Origin of the sequence: Ralstonia sp. R-29 (genome assembly GCF_049913345.1) — a bacterium.
Taxonomy (GTDB): Bacteria; Pseudomonadota; Gammaproteobacteria; order Burkholderiales; family Burkholderiaceae; genus Ralstonia.
Window position 1 is genome coordinate 39937 of sequence record NZ_CP184380.1, and the last position, 20702, is coordinate 60638.

The following is a 20702-nucleotide window of genomic DNA, read 5'->3' on the forward strand; positions in this document are numbered from 1 at the left end:
CGTGTGGCACCCGGGATTTCGCGAGCCCGGATAGTTGTGCTCCCTTGATCGGATTCTTATTGAAGGACGTTGTTGGCGTAAGTCGAGTGGGTGCTGGATCGCTTCGAATAAATTTTGGCGAGGATGGGTATATCTCAATTGAGGCAGATGATATGGCCGAGTTTGAGTCTTATTCGATATACCTTGACAATGGGGGTGTAATTGTTGTTTGAGATTCGACGATGAAACCCTTCATTACTAATGCGAGTGAAGGCGGCCGTTATCTACTGCGTTTGCAAACCGAAGGGGTGCACAGGGATCAGATAGCGGACGCTTTCTCTAGCAGGAGTATCGTTGCTTATGCGCTTCCGGAAGGGCATACGCTGAAATGTGCGTGGCAGTGCCGTATTTTTCTAGATAATAACGATGTTTTTGAATTCTCTTCCGCTTGTACTGAAGTTGCAGGATGGCAGGAGGTGGGTAGTTTAAATATAGAGCGGATTCGGATGGTTGAAAATTCGGCAGATGCCATATTCAGAAGGGTCGGTATTGAGAATTTCGCCATTGTCTCTGTTGACTGTCTAGTTTATGAAACGCCAGACGTTTATGCAGAGTGCGGCATTGTTCTCCGTGCTATTTCTGGTGAAGAGGTGATCATTGCTGCTGGCGTTTCTCATGGCTCAGTTTCCGTGCAAGCGCCGTTTAGTTCGCTACCTTTCGATCCGGAGTTTTCGCTGCCTGACTACACGCGCGCGAAGTTCTAAAAGTCGGTTGGGTAAGTCGATTGTTGTGACCGGTGATATTGGAGGCACGTATAGCTTGCCATTGGCATTTGTTCTGGGTGCGATCGATGGGACAGTTCCTCTATCAAGCGAGCTACGGGGGCGGCAAACAAAATGCGCCTAGAGTCAATCGAACCGCATCTTGCGGGAAAAATTAGAACGTCTGACAGTGGTCGGCAGCGGAAGGTCATGTTGTTTGCGTGCCAGTTCGCAATGAACGCTGCTCCAGTCAACAATGCAGTTGTGACGCAGGCATTGTTGGCGCTGGAGCACGATCAGCGCTTTACCGCTGAACAGATTGCGGAATTGCATCGCCTGCTGCAGGAGCTTGACGAGAGATATTTTGATCTACAGGACCAAGCCAACGATGATGCGGAAAAGAAAATTGAGGCGCTTCATTGTTTTGGGCTGGCGCGGGCTGTGTCGGCTTTGCTTTTCAGTCAAGACCCAGACCCTATGGTGGCCTCGATGGAGGTGGTGTATGAGGCGTCCGCTACAACGGATAAACCTGTGGACTTGTTTGATGCAGCCATTCAGCTGCTGTCCGGCCCGTAGCGCAAATGGCGTGGGCATTTTTATCGCTATCTAGGTTTGTATGGCAGTAGACAGTGCCTTGGGCTCACGGTGATACGCCGAAGCGGCGGGGCCTGGCCCAGCCAATCTTCCGCTAATCATTGCTTGGCGTGCGGGTGATCCGACGTCGAGCGGGTTTAAAGAAACATATTTGTGTCGATGCCAACTTCAACTGTTTTCGTTCACCCGACAAAGCGAGAGCGAAAAGTGAAGGCTGGTTTCTATTGGCCTGCGTTGTTGTTTGGAACCGCTTGGGCGTACTCGGAAGGCTTGATTGCGCACGGCGGCCGACTGGTAGCCACAGACGCGATGGCTGCCCTGATTGCCCTCTATGGAGACCAAACCGGTCACCCATCGGCGATTGGCGGTGCTTTGCTGCTGTTCATCGCAAAAAACTTCTACTGCGCAATCCGTGGGAGCCATTGGGTGCGTAGATCGTTACTTCAGCAAGGCTATAGGGCACTCATACAGCGACCCGGTAGCCAAGTCAGCGTCGTGTGACGCGATGTAGGGGCCAAATGCCACCACATCAACAGAAAGAGCAGTTTCAGGGGGAAGTTTCCGTGCAGTCACAACACCGCCCAACCAAGCTGGCCGCGCTCATTGGCCTATGCGCCGTTTTCGTGCCACCGGTCGCCGTGGCGGCCGGCATCGTTACCGATGGCGGCACCGCCACGTCGGTAAGCACCGGAGCCAACGGCCGCCAGACCGTCAACATCGCCCCCAGCGTTGGCGGTGTCTCACACAACACCTACACGTCGTTCAACGTGGGGACGGCAGGCGCCGACCTGAACAACACCACGGTCGCCGCCCGGACGATCGTCAACCAGGTCACGAGCACGAACCCCTCGCTCATTCAGGGCAATATCGCCGTGCTAGGCCCGCGCGCTAACGTGATCATTGCCAACCCGAACGGCATCACGGTAGACGGCGGCTCGTTCACCAACACCGGCAACGTCGCGCTCACGACGGGTCAGGTGTCCTTCAACGACTTCACAAACGGCACCGGCCAGCTGCAACGCAACGTGGTGCTCAACACCAGCTCGGGCGCGATCAACATCGGCCCGGGTGGTCTGGCCGGAGCGATGCTCAACCTGGAACTGATCGCCAAACAGGTGCGCGTGGCCGGCGCCGTGCAGAACAGTTTCACCAACCCCAATAGCAAGGTCCGTATCGTCGCCGGGGATAGCCGGGCTGAAGTCGACACCAGCGTCTCGCCCACCGACAACCTGGACCCCTGGGTCAGCTACAGCAGCACGGGCAGCGGTACGCCGCTGGGCTACGCCATCGATATTGCGTCGGGCGGATCACTGACCGGCGGCCGCATCGAGCTGATCGCCACCGACCAAGGCGCTGGTGTGCGCCACGCTGGCTCTGCCTTCGCCACGGCAGGGGACTTCGTGGTTAGCGGCTCCGGGGATCTGCAACTTGTCAGCGGCACCGTGCGGGCAGCCAACGACGTGCTGATCGGCTCAGCCGGTCTGACGGGTGGCGGTGCACTGACTGCCGCGCGCAACCTCCAGATCGCTTCCAATAAGGTGCACCTTGACAGCAGTACCCTGTCGGCGGGCACGACGGGCCAGACCGGTAGCATCGTGATCGGCAGCGCGGGCCAAGTTCACACCGAGCCCGTCACCATCGACCACAGCACGCTGAGCGCAACCGGTGGCGTTGGCCTGTTCGATGCAGGTGCCGGCGTCTCGATGACGGCGACCCAGTTGAATGCCACGCAGAACGTGATCTCGCAGGTCAATTCCCTGACGCTGGGTTCTGATGCGTCTGGCACGAGCGAGTGGACTTCGCAACAGGGCACGGTCGCGATCACCGCGCCCGGCGCAGTGCAGCTCACCGGCAGCAAGATCGATGGCGTGGGTGGCACATCCGTTCAGGCGGGTTCAATCGCACTGATGTCCGGAAGCGGCAACGCGAGCACCGCGCAGTCCTCGGGAGGCGACGTTACGCTCAACGCCACGGCTGGCTACAGCCAGACCGATTCCAGCGTCATCGCCGCAGGCAACGCCACGATTCACGGCAGCAGCGTCGCCATCGCGTCGTCTGCGTTGCCGGCCGCCGTCGCGGCCACGGCTGGCGGCGTACTGATCCAGAGTGATACCGATCTGACGAACACGGCTGGCCTGATCCAGGGCCAGACGCGCAATACCGGTGCAGCAGCCTCCGAGGGTGCCGTCACGCTGCTCGCCGGCGGCACGATTCGCAACGATGCGTCGGCAGGTACGCAGGGCATCCTCTTCGGCAAGAGCGACGACGTGGTGCTGCGCGCCGGTGGCGACATCGTCAACCACCAGAGCCGAATTTTGTCGAACGCCAAGCTGACTCTGGCTGCCCAGGGCGATGTGCAGAATCTGCTCGACAAGACCATTGGCGCGAACGGCGAACAACCGGCGACCTGGACCAGCAGCGGCACCCGCTGGCTCTTCTTGCGCAACCACAGCACGGGCTTTGACGTGGACTACGGCAGCATTCCGGCAGTCGGGCAGGTTCCGTACCTCGTCTCGCAAACCGGTACTACGATCACCGGGCGCAACGTCAGCAACATTGGCGGGCAGATGCTGGCCAACGGCAGCGCCGACATCAGCATCACGGCCGCGAACGTCTTCCATAACGAAGCGCTGGCCAGCGGCTCAGCGCACTTCAGCCGCAGCTGCATGATCTTCTGCCGCAGCAGCGCATCGAGCACCATTGCGACCACGGGCGGCGCGATCTCCGCTGGCGGAAATCTGACGATCCATGCGGGAACGCTCGCCGAGAACATCGGCGGCCAGGTGCTTTCGGTCGGTGACATGACGGTCACGGCGCCCAAGGTGCGCGCGGTCGGTATCACAGGCTACACCGCACTCGCCCGTGACCGCGGCTTCAAGGCGTTCTTTGGCGACAACTGGGCACGCCTGTACGCCGCCGATGTGGGCGGCAACTGGCTGGCCATCGGCGGGGCGTTGACGATCAACGGCCAAGGCCAGATCGAAGGTGGCAGCTTTGATGGGCAGACCGTCACGGCCCGCAACGGCATCGTGACGCTGCGCGCCAGGTCGCGTCAGCCGGTGGCCATTGATTCGCACGTGGGCTTGACCTCGTGGCTGTGGCAGTGAGGCGATGTGGCTGTGGCAGTGAGGCGATGTGTATGTTGCTGAAATTCACGCCGCTGGCCCTGGCAGCACTGCTGCTTGCAACGACCACCCACGCCCAGACCCCGCCGCTCGAAGACCCGGCCCAGCGTGCCTTGCGCGAACGCCAGGAGGCCGAGCGCCGCCGCGAGGCCAACCAACCTCCGCCGCAAATTCAGGTGCCGCAGGCTGTGCCGGACGCCGCGAACGTCGAATCCGTCGCTGAGCCCGGCACCACCTTTGCCATTCACCGGATCCAATTGAGCGGCAATACGGTGCTGGACGACGCCACGGTGGCGGGCATCACCCAGCCGTTTGTCGATCGCGATCTGGGCACCAACCGCATCAACCTGCTGCTTCGCAGGCTCACCGAAGCGTTCGTGCAACGCGGCTTCGTCACCACGCGCGCCTACTTGCCGCCGCAGAACCTCAAAGAGGGCGTTCTGACCATCGCCGTCGTGCCGGGCAAGGTGGAGAGCCTGCAGATCAACGGGAAGACGGTCCGGACCTCCGTGCCGAACCAGCCGACCGCCAGCGGTACGCAGAACGGTGGCTGGCTGACCGACGCCGGTACCGTCTGGTCCATGCCCACCGTGGGTGAGACGCTAAAGCTGACTGACCTAGAGCAGGGTGTCGACCAGATCAACCGCCTGCGCCGCAACCAGGCCGAGGTGCAGATCCTGCCCGGCCAGAGCCCTGGCGCCTCGGTCATTGCGCTGACCAACCAGCCGGGCGACCGCTTCCGTTTCAACGTTGGAACGGACAACTACGGCAGCCGGGCCACCGGCACCACGCGTTTGCGTGCCGGCATCGATGCAGACAATGCGCTCGGCTTCCAGGAGGCGCTGTCGCTGTCCTACATCGGCACGACCGACACCAATGCCGCCATTGCCTCGGCGGCGGTGCCGTTCGGCTACAACACCTTCAGCTATACCGGCTCGTTCTCGGAGTACAACAACCTCATCGGCGATACGGCGCTCGTCTACGGCCGCACCTTTGCGCACACCTTTGGTTGGAACCGCGTAATCGAGCGCGACCAAGCCGGGCGCACCGCGTTTGACGTTACGCTCACGCACCGGCGCACTGAGCGCGAGGTCAACAATCTGCTGCTCGATCCGCAGTTTCTGACGGTGGTGCGGGTCGCCATCAACGGGCTGCGCAAGTTCGCCGTGAACAACCAAGGCGGCTATGCCACCTGGGAAGTCGGCGTCACGCGCGGCATGCGCACGCTCAGCGCTAGCCAGGATGCCCCAGATATCAGACGTGACGAAGCGCACAGCCAGTTCTGGAAGCTCGATGGCAACGCCAGTACGCAGTTGCCCCTTCCGAGCCTTGGCAAGGCTGCGTTGGCGTACCGCGGCCAGGTGTCTGCGCAGTGGTCGAATGTGGCGCTGTTCGGTTCGGAACAGATCTTTGCGGGTGGCATGAGCTCCGTTCGGGGCTTCCGCGAGGGCCTCATCAGCGGAGACCGTGGACTGACCTTGCGCAACGAAGCCGTGTGGGCGAATGCGCCTTCGGCTGGGGGCGTGCGGATCGAGCCCTACGTCTTCCTGGATGGAGGCCAGACGCAGTTGGTGGCCACGCAGCACTGGCAGTACGTGGCGGGTACCGGTGTAGGGGTGCGGCTATCGGCGGCTTATGGCAAGAACGTGCTGACCAGTGAGTTGCTGCTTGGCCGTGCGCTGGTGCAGCCGGCCGAGCTCGGCGCCAAGCCGACGGTCCTGTTGGCGACCTTGAACTGGACTTATTGAGCAACGGGTACGCCAATCCGACACCTAGGATCATGAACATGAAGATTCCCAAAGGCGCAACGATCAAGGCTGCATACCGTTCAGCCTTTCAAATTCCATTGCGTCACCCTTTGCTTACGGTGCTCACCACCGTTGGTCTTCTGATGCTGACCGTAGCGGGTACCAACGGGGAGTTCCGACCCTGGTTTTCATGACGCTGCTCATGATGGGGCAGACACTAGTAACGGTGCCGCTGCAAGTGGCCGGATATCGACTCGTCCTGCGCCGAGAGACGAATAACCAAGCGTGGTCGCTTCAGACGGTCGCCTTCTGTCTTCTTGCGGTGTTGTCGGGCGCAGGGTTCATGTTGATCGCCAAGCTGCGATTGATGTTGGGCTTGATCGGTGCGGTTGGTCAGTTTGGGCTCTATTACCTGTACTACCGCCTCATTCTGGCTTTGCCCGCTTTGGCGACGGATGCTGGACGTTCCCCTCTCCGCCTTTCGTGGAATGCGACGGCAGGGCGCGTCTGGTCGATCTTTGTCGTCATGACCGCTGGCACGGCGCCCATCATTGTGGCGTCCGTGCTGATGCTGACAACGGGACAGGTCTCTATGGTTGGCGTTTCTCAGACGCCGATTGGATCGGTGTTACAGGCGGCGACCGCAGTGATCTCAACGTTCCTGGTCGTGGGGTCCATTTCGGCGATCTATCAGAACTTGCTGGGCGGGTTGGACTTCCCTAGTGGACCTGATGAGGTAGCACCGAGCGACGCTGTCCCACTTGGCTAAATGGCACGCGCCGCTATTGTCGACGCCGACTTTGCACTGAACTTATTGACAAGGATTTCTGACATGAACACAACGATCCACCGCTTCGCCATAACTGCATTGGCCGCAGCATCGATTTCATCCGCATGGGCTGACGCCCTGCCGGCGGGTGCTGTGGCCGTCGTCAACGGCACGCAGATCACGCAAGCCCAGTTGGACCGAGCGATTGCACAGACTGGCGTGGCCGCGAATCCGAACGTCGTACAAGCGCTCAAGCAGCAGCTGATCGCGCGTGAACTGTTCCGCCAGCAGGCTGCCAAGAATGCAGCCTACGAAAAGCTGCCGGCGGTGAAACAAGCCGTACAGGAGGCGCATGACGCGGCCATCACTCAGGCTTGGCTGAAAGACAACATCAAGCCCGCGCCGGTGACGGATGCGCAAGTCAAAGCGCGCTATGACGCGATCGTCTCCAGCCTGGGCGACAAAGAATACAAGCCACGTGTGATCCAGGTGGGCGACGATGTCACCGCCGCGCAGGTCATCGCGCAACTGAAGCAGAGCGGCGATTTCGCCAAGTTGGCACAGCAGTACAGCACGGCGCCGAACAAGGCGCGTGGCGGCGAGATGGATTGGGTGAGCTTCAAGGTGCCGGCCGAAGAGGGCAAGACGCAGAACTTGCCGCTGGCACTTGCGCGCGAGATTTCTGCACTGCAGTTGGGTGCGACCAGCGCTGCCCCAGTCGAAGTGGGTAACCAGCGCTACATCGTGAAGCTCGATGCGATGCGGCCGACGCAAGTGCCTGCATATGACGCCGTAAAGCCGGCCATTAAGCAGGCGTTGGAGACGGCGGAACTCGAACGCGCCACGGTACAGGTAGTCGGAAACTTGCTGAAGACTGCCAAGGTCGTTCAGTGAGGCCCGTCAACTGCAAATCTCGGTGACGCGGTCCGGTAGCCGGTCATGGATGGCAACCGGCCGGCATTAACGGTCAGCACAACCTTCACGCACAAGGAGCGCGCGTGCAACAAGTTTTGAGTAAAACCTTTGGTGGGCTCTCCCGCCCGTATTACTTCCGACATTTTGTATTCGGCCTGATCTTTCCCGTCTTCATCTTCTGGATGTTGTCGCACGCGAAGCCATCGTCCGGGCAGCACGCGTTCCCCTTCACGCTCGTGATTATCGCGATCCTCAATACCGTTCTCTATCCCTACGCACGGTTCGTCTACGAGGGCGTGATTGGCTTCTTGATGGGCTCGAACGTGTTGTTCGTCAATGCCTTCATCGCCCTGTGGTGGAAGTTGGTCACGATGGCACTTTGCTGGAGTCTGGCGATCTTCATCGCCCCGATCGGCCTCGGCTACCTGTACTTCCATCACAGCAGGGCGCGATAGCCCGCTGGCTGCAAAGGAAATCGCTTTGGGACAGAAGGCAACGCCTCCCATGATTTGGCACAGCGGCGGCTGGGTCCGGTCGGCACCGTCGGTCGCGAAACCGCTAAAGCAGACGGCGGCTCCGACGCCGGATCGGGCTGCGAAGCGCGAACTTTGGTTGACCCGCGCCTGGAGACGCAGAGCTGACGGGGCATCGACGCTCTACGCGGGTGATTTCCGCATCCTGGTGTCCTTCACGGGTCGCTCGTGGAGTTACAACATCGAGACGGTTAAGGGCGAGCCGGCGAGTTGGTCGAAGTCCGGCTTCGCCAGCCTGCCAGACGCCAAGATGGCCACCTTCGACAAGATCACGCGCTTGCAAAGAGCGTCAGCGTAAGTCGCCCACCCATACGTCGGCGGCTTCGTAGCGCCGCTTACCGCCCGTTTTGCGGCAGCGTGACGAGGAACAGCAGGTGACCTTGCGCACTTCAGTGATTTGCGCGGATCTTTCTGGGGTGCTACATACCACCAATGGTCGCCGGCGCACCCCCACTCCAGTTTGCGAACGTTATTCAGTGGATGGAAACCCAACAGTTGTTGGAACGGTAAACAGCGCGCAGCTCCTTCAAGAACTCCAACCTTCGCCTGCGCGCGCCCGAAAACATCCGAATCTGGCGAGGCCATCGCCGCCCATCGTTCCTGCCGAAGAAATGATTGCGCGCTTCGGCGGACTTGAACCGTAAATGCGACACCCTCAAAACCTTGCGGTCATGCAGTGGCGCTGACACAAACATGCGCCATGGATGCATGTCGAACAATACGCCAGGCGGATACTGCAGCGAATTGCCTCCGCGCTGTGGAGGGGCGCCCATCCACTCGAATACAAGAATGACTTCGTCCGCCTCGTGTTGGTTGTGCCGGTAACCAGGTCGCGAATCGTAACAGTTCAGACCGCTGTCCCCGTTCCATGCAGAGGTACTGAACGGAATAAATCGCGCCGATTTGATAATCCTGATTGCTTGCCACAAACCTGTATGGTGAAATAGCTGCATTTATATTTTGAACGTCTGGCGAGTTTTAAGAATAATCATGCTACAAAATCGGACCAAGTCTATTGCGTTTCTGTACCTGTTCGCTGCATTGCTGTTATACGTTGCGGTCACCTTGGCGTTGGCGGCGTTGGCTGTGCCGGCCGGCGACAAGGATTTTCTGCACATGGATAGAACGTTTGGCCCGCTGGCCAGCAACGTGCCTGGTGCAGCGATTTGGCCAGCGATCATGGACCTGCACGGCAAGCTGGGCGGAGTCTTTCCGACACCGCTGGCGGTTCTGGCGTGCCTGATTCTCCTGAGCATGGCCGCGCTCTCCCGGGCGAAAAGCATCAGCCGGCAAATGCGGAAGGATGCGGCGACTGCGCGCGACGAAGCTATTCGGCAACGCGTTCGTAAGCACGGCGCATAGTCACGCAGCGCGGCGTTCAGTTGCGAGCTTGCGCGCCACCGGCTGTCGGCCAAATTTCGGCAATCAGCTTCCTCCAATGCTGACTGATTTTAGATGCGCGAATATCTGTATTCAAAAAATCTAATTATTTCGCTTCCTTAAACTGGTGGCGACTATTATTTACTGTTTTGGGTGTGGCGTACATTTAGAATAATGCGCCCGCCTTGTTGCAGTACGTCGGGCGTCTAGCAACAACTGACATGCCACTGATGGACGCCACGACCCTTCTTCAGAACCTCTTTGCACCAACACGCCGCCTATACACGCTGGAGGGGGACGGGGCGCTTGCAGACCTTGCGGTGGAAGCCTGGCTCGGTCGGGAGGCGCTGTCCGAGCTGTTTGAATGGCGCGTGGTGGCCGTCAGCGCCAATGCGCGCATCGCGCTCAAATCGTTGCTGGGCCAGCGCGTCACGCTGGTCACGACGCTGGCCGACGGCACGCAAGCCAAGCGTACGGGTCTCATCCGCCTGGCTGAAAAACTCGGTGCGGACGGCAGCCTCATGCGCTACCGCCTGACTGTCGTCCCCTGGTTCTGGATCACCACGCAGCAGCGCCACAGCCAGGTGTTCCAGAACCGGCCGCTGGCGGACATCATTGAACAGATGCTGTCGCCGTACGAGCCGTACGCCTCGTGGCGCTACGCGGCGGGTGCCGAAGCGCGCATGAGCGATTTCGGTACACGCACGCACATCGCCCAGTTTCGCGAGACCGACTATCACTTTGTCACGCGCTTGCTGGCCGAGGCAGGGCTCGGCTTCACCACGGTGGAAGACGATCAGGCGCATGGCGGCCACACGTTGGTGATCTTTGCCGACAGCGCACAACTGCAGGAAGACGCGGAATCGGCTGCGGCGGGCGGTATCCGCTTCCACCGCGCGCACAGCCTGGAAGAGCGCGACGCCATCCAGCAGTTGGCCTGCCACAGCCGCACCACCGTGGGCGGAGTGGCCGTGGCCGCATGGGACCCGGAAGGCAAGCAGAACGCGCGTGCGCATGCGCCCGCGCGCTTCGCCACCAGCGCGGGCAGCCCCGACGCTTATCTGTCGATCAGTCCATCGCTGGCCCCCGATGCCGGCAACGCACAGCGCATCGCCGAGCAGGTCATGGAAAGCCTGGAGGCGCGTGCGCTGCTGTTCTCGGGCCGTGGCACGGTGCGCACGCTGCGCAGCGGCACGCGTCTGCAGGTGGTGGACTGCCCGCACCTGCCGCAAGACGTGGAAGGCGCCTATCCGCTGTTGATGGATCTGGTCGAGCACTGCGGCATCAACAACCTGACCGTCGATACGCACAACGCGCTCAGCCAGCGTTTGGGCGGGCTCGACGCCGCGCTGGAATTCGACACGCCGCCCAGCGCGCCGGAATCCGGCCCCGGCGTCTTCGGTTTCCAGGAAGCAGAAGGCTCCGTCGAGCGCAACGCCCCAACTGGCGATCTGCTCAAAGCCGCACGCACGCACGGCTACGCGGGAATGTTCCGCGCAAGCGATGCACGTCGGCCGTGGCGCCCGGCCGTGACACACCCCGACACCGGCCGCCTGTATGCCGCGCCCACCGCGCAGGGCGTGCACAGCGCCATCGTGGTCGGCCCGGACGGCCAGACGCAGGCAGGCGGAGACGGCGAGCACCACGCCACCCCCGCAGGTGAAATCCGCGTGCGTTTTCCCTGGCAACTAGGCGAGCGCGCGGATGACCGCAGCAGCCGCTGGGTGCGCGTTGCGCAGCGGCAGGCAGGTTCCGGTATGGGCTGGCAATGGCTGCCGCGCATCGGGCAGGAAGTGCTCGTCAAGTTCAGCGAAGATGACATCGACCAGCCCGTCGTGATCGGCTCGCTTTACAACGGTCAGGGGGAAGCAGGCATTGCGCCCACGCCGGGCGGGCAGGGCGCATCTGACCAAAGCGACAGCACGGCCCTCTACAAGCAAGGCAGCGACAGCGCTGCGAGCGCGCAAGGCAACGTGGCCGGCGGCCACAGCCCCGCTTGGCACGGCATGGGCATGGAGGCCGAGGGCCACCGCAACGCCGCCGCCCACACCGGCTTCAAGAGCGCGGAACACGGCGGCAGCGGCTACAACCACCTCGTCTTTGATGACAGCGACGGCCAGTTGCGTACGCAGCTCGCCACCACGCAGCAATCCAGCCAGCTCAACCTCGGCCATCTCGTCCATCAGCAAGACAACCGGCGCGGCAGCTTCCGTGGCCAAGGCTTCGAGTTGCGCACCGATGGCCACGCCGCCGTGCGCGGCCAGGCAGGCCTGCTGCTGACCACCTACCGCGACGCCAGCAACGGCAAAGCCGTGCCCACCGGCGACAACGCGGCAGGCATTGCGCTGATCAAGCAAGCCAAGTCGCTCACGGAATCCCTCGGCCAAGGCGCCGTCACGCACCAGACCGCCGCGCTGGCCACCGCCAAGAACGACGATGCCCCACTGGCCAAGCAAGCCAAAGCCGCAGCCGGCATGGTCGACGGCAAGGCGCTCGACGCCGCCAAACAAGACGCCAGCGCCGACAACACCGCCACGCAAGGCAAAGTGCCGCACCAAGGCGAAGCCATCGCGCACCTGGCGGGCCGCGCGGGCCTTGTGATGGTGGCCGGGCAAGACCTGCAACTCACCAATGGAGAGAGCATCGCGCTGGGCAGCGGCCAGGACACCAACCTCGCCATCGGCAAGCAGGCACGGATGCACGCTGGTCAGGCGATCGGCGTAGCGGCAGGTCTGTCGAAAGCTGGCGACAACAACATCGGCCTGCAACTGACGGCCGGGCAAGACAACATCGACGTGCAAGCCCAGCACGACGTGCTCAAGCTGATGGCCAAGCAGGACCTGAAGCTGGTGTCGGCCAATATGAACGTGGATTTTGCGGCGGCCAAGCGCATTCGCATCGCCACGGCCGGCGGGGCATCGATCACGCTGGAGGGCGGCAACATCACGGTCGAGTGCCCCGGGCCGATTACCTACAAATCAGCGGAACGCAAATTCGACGGACCGGTGAATCAGTCCTATCCGATGCCGACGTTCCCGCAAAGCGTCTGTCTCGAATGTCTATTGAAGGCGGCCACCTCGGGTTCTCCCGTGGCGCGAGTGTAGACAGGTCATTGAAGAGGACTTTTATGTATTTCGCGGTTGATTCCCGTGATCCTGCTGTGTGGGTAGACGGCTTGTTGCAGACGATCGACGCTGCGCCAGATGCGCACTGGTTTGCCCTGGTCGATGGTGTGTTCGACTACGGCCGCAAGCCCTTCGCCGCACCACTGCAATCCTTTCCATTGTACGGGGCTACCAGCAGGCTGCATGAGTTGCTGCCGGCCTCGCCCTATCTGTTGCCGCTAGACCGGCGTGCCGGTGTGGACTTGGGCAGCATCCTAAACGCGCTGGGCAAGCACTGTCAGGGGCGCCCGATGCTCAGCTTTGTCGCGTCGTGGCAACCGGCAGAACACCTAGTGCGCCTGTGGCAGCCCTGCTTACAGCCGATGGTGGTCGAGGATGGGTCGCGTTATCTACTGCGCTTTGCCGACACGCGCGTCCTGCCGGCACTTCCGGGAGCAATGAACCCTACTGGATGGTCGCAAATCACTGCGCCGCTACTGCACTGGTGTTACGTCGATCGGGCCGGCGAACTGGAAACGCTGTGGCTCTCAGAATCGCATGCCGAACCAGCGACGTATCCGATTGAGCAACTCGTGTTGCCACAAGCAGACATTGACCGGATGATCGACGCAGCCATGCCGGACGCCATCCTCGACCTGATCGATAGGGAATCACCGGGCAGCCTTCCTGATACGGGCAGGGCTGACGGCTACCGCCTTGTCTCCCAAGCCTGTGCGCTGGCCAAGAAGTACTCGATCGACTCGACACCGGACACTGTTGAACTCGCGGCGCACGCGCTCGAGACCAATGGAGCAGACCTGCGGGAGCCAGGGCTCTTGGCTTTGCTGGGCGATGCTCACCGTGAGCCGGGGGCGTTGCAGAGTTATTTGCGTGCGGCCAAAGACGCGGCTATCGAGATGGGATCAGCATGAATGCAAAGACGATAAAACGACTGTGTGCAGTAGTACTTGCAGGCGCGCTGCTAGGTCTCACTGCGTGCAGCAAAGCGGATGCGCCAAAGGCGAACGTAGAAGACGAAACGCTGGGCGGCGCCATCGGCGTGCTCAACTACACCGACATTCCGATCGGGTCGGTCTACGTCAATGGGGAGTGGGCCGGAGGGATGGTGCCACATGCTGGCGGAACCAAATGGATCGGTAGCGCTTCCGTGCCCAAACATTGGGACCCGAACTTCAAGGTGACGATCAAGTGGAGCGACGACGAACTGTACGAGAAAGACAAGAAGGCACTCTACGAGAAACAAGTTCCTGTCGAGAAGTATCCGCCGAAGGGCGGTTCGTATTTCTATGTCGCGTTTTTCCCGAATCACGAAGTCAAACTGTATTTGACTGACTGGGGGCCGGGCTGGGAAGGCGACCCATATCACCTTGAAGACCCAACTGATGCGTGCTTGAAGCGAAAACCTCCGCAAGAACGAGAGACTTGCTACGCACCCGAATACCGTGAGGAATACAGAGCGCTGCAGAAGCAGAAAGCGAAAGGCAAATAGACCGGGGCCCGCTCCGCAGCCACCTTCGCAGACAACTCACCTTCACGCCGCTCCACGATGACCACCGTTCAATTTGCTCCGCTGTGCCCTGACACGCCCTTTGAACTCTCGCAACAGGAGATGTCGCGCAAGCGATCTCTTCAGGATATCAACCTGAAGGTCCCGCCTCCCTGCGAGGAAGAGTTGCACTTCGGGTTCTTCTTCGACGGCACACGCAATAACAGGGACAACGACCGCCCGCGACAGGCACAAAGCAACGTGGCACGGCTAGTTGACTTGTTCGAGGTAAATCCAAGGCCGACGGAATTGAAGCGCTACCGCTTTGCAAGCTATGTCGCAGGCGTCGGTACCCCGTTCTATAGGGAGGTCGGTGACCTGGGCATCGGCATCCACGCCGTCGCAGGAGCAGCGGCCGGATGGGGTGGCGAATGTCGTATCAACTGGGGCCTGTTGCAAATGCATAATCACTTGCATTTTCATTACCATGGCCATCCGCTAACAAATGCGCCAGCTGACCGAGATTTGGTCAAGCAAATGAGCGCCGACATCAACGCGTCCGAGATCCAGATATCGAACCTCGGCAGCAGCGCAACTATCGAACGCGAACTGCAGGGCAAGTATCGCGCCCATGGCGAGTTCGACCGCAACCTGCGTGCGACCGTTGGCTCGTTTGCTTCGCTCATATCGGTCGCGCGCACCAACTGGCGCGAAGTCAACACCAAGGGCCGGCGTCGTGTGCTCAACGAGCGTAAGGCAGCGCTGGCCAAAGCTCTGGGCAACCTGCCCAAGGAGCGCAAACCGATAATCAAGCGCATTCGTCTGCACGTCTTTGGTTTCTCGCGCGGCTCGGCGCAGGCGCGCGTGTTCTGTAACTGGCTTCGCGATGCCTGCGATGCCAATGGAGAGAAACTCAGCCTTTGCGGCATTCCAGTCCAGATCGATTTCTTGGGACTGTTCGATACCGTCGCATCAGCAGGGATCGCCCAAAGCATGATCGAGACGATGGCGTCAGGGCATGGCGCTTGGGGCCAGAAGCGTTGGATGCGTATCCCGGGCCCGGATCTCGTCAAGCGGTGTGTGCACCTAGTGTCCGGTCATGAAGTGCGGGGCTCATTTCCACTGGACAGCGCGCACGGCGACAACGTGGAGGAGTTCGTCTACCCGGGGGTGCACTCGGACCTGGGGGGAGGCTACGAGCCTGGCGAGCAAGGACGAGGTCGCCGCGTGGATTGGACACCCGATGACAGTGCCAAACTCTCGCAAGTGCCGTTGTCGCACATGTACCGCGAGGCGGTCATCTCCGGTGTGCCGTTGATGAGGCCATCTTCGGCACCGCGTGAATTGCAAGACCAGTTCAAAGTCGACCCGGACCTGATCAAAGCCTTCAATGCGTACCGCACAGCGACCTCAGACACCGGCGCAACGACCACTCCGGACCTGATTCATCACCACTATGGCTACTTCCTGCGCTGGCGCCATCGGTGGCTAGGCAAGGTGGGCAGCATGCCTAGCGTGCAGCACGCCGCCAAAACAGATCAGACCGACTTGCTGACCTCCGATGCCGAATTGGCTGAGGAACTGAAGTGGGTCAAGCGCTATTCGAGCTACCAAAGTTTGGTGCCGAGCTGGGCCAAGGGCCACTATCTCGGCTGGATCATGGAAGGCGGGAAGTGGTCGGTCGAGGCCGGTGCAAGCAGTTTGGGTGCGCTGATATCTGGAGTCGCCGGCGTGGGCGGTCGTCCCGCTTTACAGAATGCTGTACCCGAAGCGCCGGGTGGGCCTATCGCCTATATTCCCGCCGTCGGCGCTGTGCAAGGCGCGATGCTGTTCTTTCGCGCCAAGCAGGCACTCGGCTTAAAGTTCGACAGTTGGGGTGCGGTGCAAGGCGCATGGGAGAACACGGACGTGCCGCATGCGGTCGACCTGTTCTTCTCGCGCTACGTGCATGACTCACGGGCTTGGTTCAAGCCGCTGGGCGACGACAACGACGTCTGGTATCGCAAACAGCAGAGCGCGCTCGATGTGGTAGCCGCCAAGGATGCTGCGCTCAAGAATCCGCCTCCGGTGAAGATCACTGCGCTTACGGCCAAGGTCGGAGTGCCGCCGCCCCCATCGTTAACGAAAGAAGAACAGCAGCAGTTGCAACTGCAGGCCCATCTTAAGCAGCAACGCGAAGCCAAAGGACAGTCGGAAGAGGACGCACTCAAAGATCCGGCCTATACCGAACAGTTGCCGCAGCAAGCCAGTGGCCGCGAACTGTGGCAGATGTGGGGCTTCCTGCGATGGCGTACCGTCTATGGCGACAAGTACATGGACTATCGTGCTGCCTTCCCTCAACTGGCGGGCCAGGACGCCGCAACACTCCGGAGACGCATGAAATCACTTGAGTCGCAGCTCAAGCAGATGCGATCTCGCTCAGAAGAACTTGGAAAAACATTGAGCGGAATGGGTAGCACTGGCATGCCGCCTCAGGACATGTTGAACGAATGGGGCGGACTGAATCAGGGTATTCAAGCTACTGAAGAAGAGATGGTGGCCATCACGGCGTTCATGGAGGAGTTGGACAGCAACGGTGGTTAGAAGAGTGGCTGTCCAAAATGACGCTGTGAACATAAAGATAGATAAATGGGGTGAGTTTCAGATTGTGTTGGTCGAGTCAGGCCAAGAAGAAGCGGAACGTTTATCACGTTGCTCCCAGAGCCAAGGCAGTTCAAAGTCAGTGGGTCGATGATCCCTCGCAAGGGCTGACCATGCTGCATTCGGCCTTACCCGATCTGCTTTAGATGGGATGGCTCGGTTCGAGAAGGGTACTGTGTGATTCGCTGCGGACGTTGCGCGCCAGCACGCGCACGCGCGACCTGCTTGTGATCGCGCTACCTGTGAAGGGGTTTTGGATCTCGCGCATGCCATAGTGCACGGTGCCGGGCGAACCGTTCACCGGCTCCTGCGGGAACGTCTGCATCGGGCCATCGAGCACGCCCGCGAGCGCGCCGCGATGCAGACCACCACCCAGGAGGACAGGGCGTAAAGATCTTGTTCCTGTCTGCGGGCAAGCCTTGGTTCAGATTGAGTGGGCCAAGGAAGCTACCGCTCAAGGCAAGGTCATGACCGCGGATCAGCAGCGTATCCAGGAGCTTGAGACCGGCAAAAAACGTTCTCGCGTTTTGGTGCCGACCGACGGATCGAAACGCAGCCGATACGCCGGCACACCGAGCACGAACACCTCCAGCAAACGCGTCTTCTCACGGCTGCTTAGACGCACCGGGTCCCACACCCAGGTCCAACTAAACCGCTTGCCGCAGGCACGGCACTTGAGCCGCCCATCGAACAGTTTGTATGGCCTGCTTGCGGAACATTCAGGACAGCGTTTTATCGTCGAACCAGAGTAACTCTGACTCTGGTCCGGTTTGGGGGAAACTACCCAATATTTACGGCTCGACGAGCTACATCCGGCGCTCGTCTTGTTGGAGTGTGCACTCAAGGCGACTAGATAAGTGCATCGGTCGCAACTACGCTAGAGAACCTGCGGCGCCAAAACGGCGAAAAAACCTGCGCGGGCTGACGCTTTTTGCGGGGAACCTCGATGCAAATTTCAGTGAAAACCGGTCACGGCCAGGTCGAGGTCCATATCGCGCGACGGACAGACAAACGATGGTCAAGTGACTATCGTTATGTTCCGCATCACGGCACACCAACTTAATGGACATCAGCCTACTCGCCCGAGGGATTCCTCTCTAAGGGGATGGCGTTGAACGCGGGCATTCTGATGGCAAAGGAACTTGCGCAGCAATGCGACGCTCAACGTCACACCACGAAGGCTGGGAAAGAGAGATCGGTGCAACGCGCACCCCCTCCCTAACCCATTCGTGGATCGCAAGGCGCGATCCTGCAATGGCTTCATACCAAGCGAACACCGAGGTGGTCCTCTTCATATCCCCCTAATGCCACCGGTGTTCCTGTCTGGAATAGCCCCTTCTGAACCCCTCGCCAGTTTCGAGCGCATCCGCATTCAGTTGGCTACTGAGCCGTGCTGGCATCCACCCAGGTAAAGCCCAGTGCGGAAATGCCGGTGATGAGTTGTTGGAAGTCAGGGAAGCCCGTGGCAACCAGCCCCGGCTCCAGCCAGAACGGATGGAAGAAGAACGAGGCAAAGCCGTCGCGTACCACCAGAGCGTAGGTGGCGTTGGTCAGGATGTCCGCGACGTTGTACGTCAGGCAAGACGACGGATCGATTGCGCAGATGTTGTATTCCACGTTGCCGAGGTTCTCCGGAATCACGCGTTGGCCGTAGTAGTCCTTTTGAATGATGTAGGGGAAAAACTGGCCGACCGAGAAGTCGTGTCCCGGCGCCGTCGAAGCGAGCGTCTGCGGGTTATCCGACGTGTAGTACACCACGCGCTGATAGGTGTTCTTGAAGTACTTCGGCACAGCCTTGATGGCCAATGGCGACGACTGGTAGTGTGGTGCCTCCCACGCAAATGGGAAGTATCCGTTGAGTTGCAGTTCCAGCAACCCGGCCGACAAGCGACCGGCCGCCCATTGGGTCGAATCCTCATTCACGGGCCGGTTCTGCGTGGCGAGCCAGAACTCATAGTCGTTCGCGCTGACCGCGTTGATCAGGTTCGGAATGTTGCTGTACTGGTGCGTGTAGCCGTGCATCAGGACGTGACCGCCGCGCGCCCGGGCGTAGTTCAGCGCCTGCTTCAGCCCCGTTGCGTTGACCATGTGGATGGTCTGCGCCACGCCGCCGTTATAGACACCGTTCGGATCGGTGTACACCGGGATGGTCGCAATCGAGAACGGAACCTTCTGGCCGTACAGGTAGTCCGTCAACTGCTGCATCGAAGACACCGTCGTGGTGGCATTCACGTCTTCCAGACGGACAAGCGCACGGTGCAGCGTGGGCGCATTGGTGCCCAGAATGTCATGCAGCATGTCGCAGATCACCAGGTAGCGGTCACGCGGTCCGATGTACGAGAACGGCATGTCGGCGAAGTACCAGAAGTTTCCCGAGCGAATGACATATGGCACGGCCGGCTTCGTGGTGGGGCTGACCGAGTTGGAGATGGTCACCAAGGTCGTGGCCTTGGTTGCATCGGCTACCGCCGTCACGCCGATGTCGGGGTCTGCAGTAACTGCCCCGGTCGTAGCATTGAAGGCGTAGTACTTGGTCATGATCTGGCTCTTGTACGTGATCGTGTCGTAGAAGCCAGGGTTCGGTGCACTGGCCGACGGCGTCGCATTCATGCCAGCCAGATTGACGAAGTTAATGCCGTAGCGCGTGGTGAACGGATATGCCGTGTTCCAGGCCAGCTCCCACAGGTTGTACTTGAACCAGACGACGGTCTTCTGCGTGGTGCTCACGTCTGACAGGAACGCCGCTGGTATGGGGTTGTTGTAGTAGCTCCCCATGTAGAACGTGGCGGCGTACTGCTCGGTCATGCCCGCCGTGTAGTTCTGCACGGGCAGCATGGTGATGGTGGTGTTGAAGTGCGCGAGCAGGTTGTACAGCATGATCGCGTACGCCTTGCCCAGGTTGGTGTACGGGTCATTGGCGGGCGCGTCGTACAGCACCAGCATCTTGGCCGGCGTGGTCTGCGCTGATGCCGATCCGCCGATCGTCACGCAGATGGCCCCGACCCCGAGGGTGCAGGTGGCGCTCTGAGACAGCTCCGTTAGCGAAACGCCCAGCAGGCCGCCCGCAAATACCAGCGCACAGAGAAACTTTCGAAACAGCGTCTTCATGATGACTCTCCGGCTCATGGGCAATCATGGGCGATACAACGAGCCATCCGCTTGGCGGTAGAGCCCGAGGTTGAAGTTGGGGCCACGGTCGTGGCCACGTTCGGTACCCGTTACCTCGTTTTCCGGCATACCAGGACGGACTTCAGTCATGACCACGGTGCGTGGCGGTGGAATGACCTGTCCGTTTTCATCCATGACGCCGTAGCCGTAGGCGCGCGCGCCACCAGTCACGGGCTTGGGTGTGGCTACCGCCACGACAGTGGGCCGCATGGGTTGCGCAGTTGTAGTCGTCGCCGTTGTATATGCGGGTGCTTCTTTCTTGTTTCCGCTCTCACCGCCGCTGCCGGGGTCCGTAGCGCTGGCCACGACAGCGAGATTGTCCGCATCGCCGGCCCATGGTGGCGATACGATCAGCCACCCGGCAACGAGGGCGGAGGCCAACAACACGCCTCCCCCGATTCGTTTCGCTTTCATCAAAACCTCCCACCCAATCAGGCGACGCTATGCGGGTAACCAATGCACAGTGGCCTTTGTCGCTT

The 20702-nt window shown here is 60.6% G+C and carries 17 protein-coding genes; 14 read left to right on the forward strand and 3 right to left on the reverse strand.

What is annotated here, in order from left to right:
* Nucleotides 1–221 precede the first annotated feature (221 nt).
* From ACN9M1_RS27515 to ACN9M1_RS27580, 14 genes are all read left to right on the forward strand, one after another.
* A complete protein-coding gene (locus tag ACN9M1_RS27515; RefSeq protein WP_426401023.1) occupies nucleotides 222–743 on the forward strand; it encodes a hypothetical protein in 522 nt (173 codons plus the stop codon).
* Between the two features lie 231 nt (nucleotides 744–974).
* Nucleotides 975–1316 (forward strand): hypothetical protein, encoded by a 342-nt coding sequence (locus ACN9M1_RS27520; RefSeq protein ID WP_426401024.1) that lies wholly within the window; start codon nucleotides 975–977, stop codon nucleotides 1314–1316.
* 581 nt (nucleotides 1317–1897) lie between these two features.
* Nucleotides 1898–4441 carry a filamentous hemagglutinin N-terminal domain-containing protein gene (locus tag ACN9M1_RS27525; protein ID WP_426401025.1) on the forward strand — a complete coding sequence of 848 codons (2544 nt, stop codon included), beginning with the start codon at nucleotides 1898–1900 and terminating at the stop codon, nucleotides 4439–4441.
* A 32-nt stretch (nucleotides 4442–4473) separates the two neighbouring features.
* Complete coding sequence (locus ACN9M1_RS27530) at nucleotides 4474–6207, forward strand: ShlB/FhaC/HecB family hemolysin secretion/activation protein (RefSeq protein ID WP_426401026.1); 1734 nt, start codon at nucleotides 4474–4476, stop codon at nucleotides 6205–6207.
* A 38-nt stretch (nucleotides 6208–6245) separates the two neighbouring features.
* Nucleotides 6246–6401, forward strand: coding sequence for a hypothetical protein (locus tag ACN9M1_RS27535; RefSeq protein ID WP_426401027.1), 156 nt, complete (start codon nucleotides 6246–6248; stop codon nucleotides 6399–6401).
* The gene (locus ACN9M1_RS27540; protein ID WP_426401028.1) at nucleotides 6398–6976 is read left to right on the forward strand and encodes a hypothetical protein; all 579 of its coding nucleotides are present in this window, start codon (nucleotides 6398–6400) and stop codon (nucleotides 6974–6976) included. The genes ACN9M1_RS27535 and ACN9M1_RS27540 overlap by 4 nt, the downstream gene beginning before the upstream one ends.
* Nucleotides 6977–7039: 63 nt before the next feature.
* Nucleotides 7040–7870: a peptidyl-prolyl cis-trans isomerase gene (locus ACN9M1_RS27545; protein WP_426401029.1), complete on the forward strand. Its 831-nt coding sequence runs from the start codon at nucleotides 7040–7042 to the stop codon at nucleotides 7868–7870.
* 104 nt (nucleotides 7871–7974) lie between these two features.
* The gene (locus tag ACN9M1_RS27550; protein ID WP_316683880.1) at nucleotides 7975–8346 is read left to right on the forward strand and encodes a hypothetical protein; all 372 of its coding nucleotides are present in this window, start codon (nucleotides 7975–7977) and stop codon (nucleotides 8344–8346) included.
* Between the two features lie 49 nt (nucleotides 8347–8395).
* Nucleotides 8396–8722 (forward strand): hypothetical protein, encoded by a 327-nt coding sequence (locus tag ACN9M1_RS27555; protein WP_413705547.1) that lies wholly within the window; start codon nucleotides 8396–8398, stop codon nucleotides 8720–8722.
* 692 nt (nucleotides 8723–9414) lie between these two features.
* Nucleotides 9415–9786, forward strand: coding sequence for a hypothetical protein (locus ACN9M1_RS27560; protein WP_426401031.1), 372 nt, complete (start codon nucleotides 9415–9417; stop codon nucleotides 9784–9786).
* A gap of 248 nt (nucleotides 9787–10034) precedes the next feature.
* Nucleotides 10035–12908, forward strand: a complete 2874-nt coding sequence (locus ACN9M1_RS27565; protein ID WP_426401036.1) for a type VI secretion system Vgr family protein — start codon at nucleotides 10035–10037, stop codon at nucleotides 12906–12908.
* A 23-nt stretch (nucleotides 12909–12931) separates the two neighbouring features.
* Nucleotides 12932–13840, forward strand: coding sequence for a DUF4123 domain-containing protein (locus tag ACN9M1_RS27570; protein WP_426401032.1), 909 nt, complete (start codon nucleotides 12932–12934; stop codon nucleotides 13838–13840).
* Nucleotides 13837–14418, forward strand: a complete 582-nt coding sequence (locus ACN9M1_RS27575) for a DUF3304 domain-containing protein (protein ID WP_426401033.1) — start codon at nucleotides 13837–13839, stop codon at nucleotides 14416–14418. The genes ACN9M1_RS27570 and ACN9M1_RS27575 overlap by 4 nt, the downstream gene beginning before the upstream one ends.
* A gap of 57 nt (nucleotides 14419–14475) precedes the next feature.
* A complete protein-coding gene (locus ACN9M1_RS27580; protein WP_426401035.1) occupies nucleotides 14476–16998 on the forward strand; it encodes a T6SS phospholipase effector Tle1-like catalytic domain-containing protein in 2523 nt (840 codons plus the stop codon).
* 199 nt (nucleotides 16999–17197) lie between these two features.
* Here the strand turns inward: ACN9M1_RS27580 and ACN9M1_RS27585 are convergent, their stop codons facing one another.
* The 3 genes from ACN9M1_RS27585 to ACN9M1_RS27595 form a co-directional block, all read right to left on the reverse strand.
* Nucleotides 17198–17380 carry a hypothetical protein gene (locus ACN9M1_RS27585; protein ID WP_426400953.1) on the reverse strand — a complete coding sequence of 61 codons (183 nt, stop codon included), beginning with the start codon at nucleotides 17378–17380 and terminating at the stop codon, nucleotides 17198–17200.
* A 1055-nt stretch (nucleotides 17381–18435) separates the two neighbouring features.
* A complete protein-coding gene (locus ACN9M1_RS27590) occupies nucleotides 18436–20163 on the reverse strand; it encodes a DUF2334 domain-containing protein (protein WP_426400954.1) in 1728 nt (575 codons plus the stop codon).
* Nucleotides 20164–20187: 24 nt separating this feature from the next.
* On the reverse strand, nucleotides 20188–20637 hold the full coding sequence (locus tag ACN9M1_RS27595) for a hypothetical protein (RefSeq protein ID WP_426400955.1): 450 nt from the start codon (nucleotides 20635–20637) through the stop codon (nucleotides 20188–20190).
* Nucleotides 20638–20702: the final 65 nt, after the last annotated feature.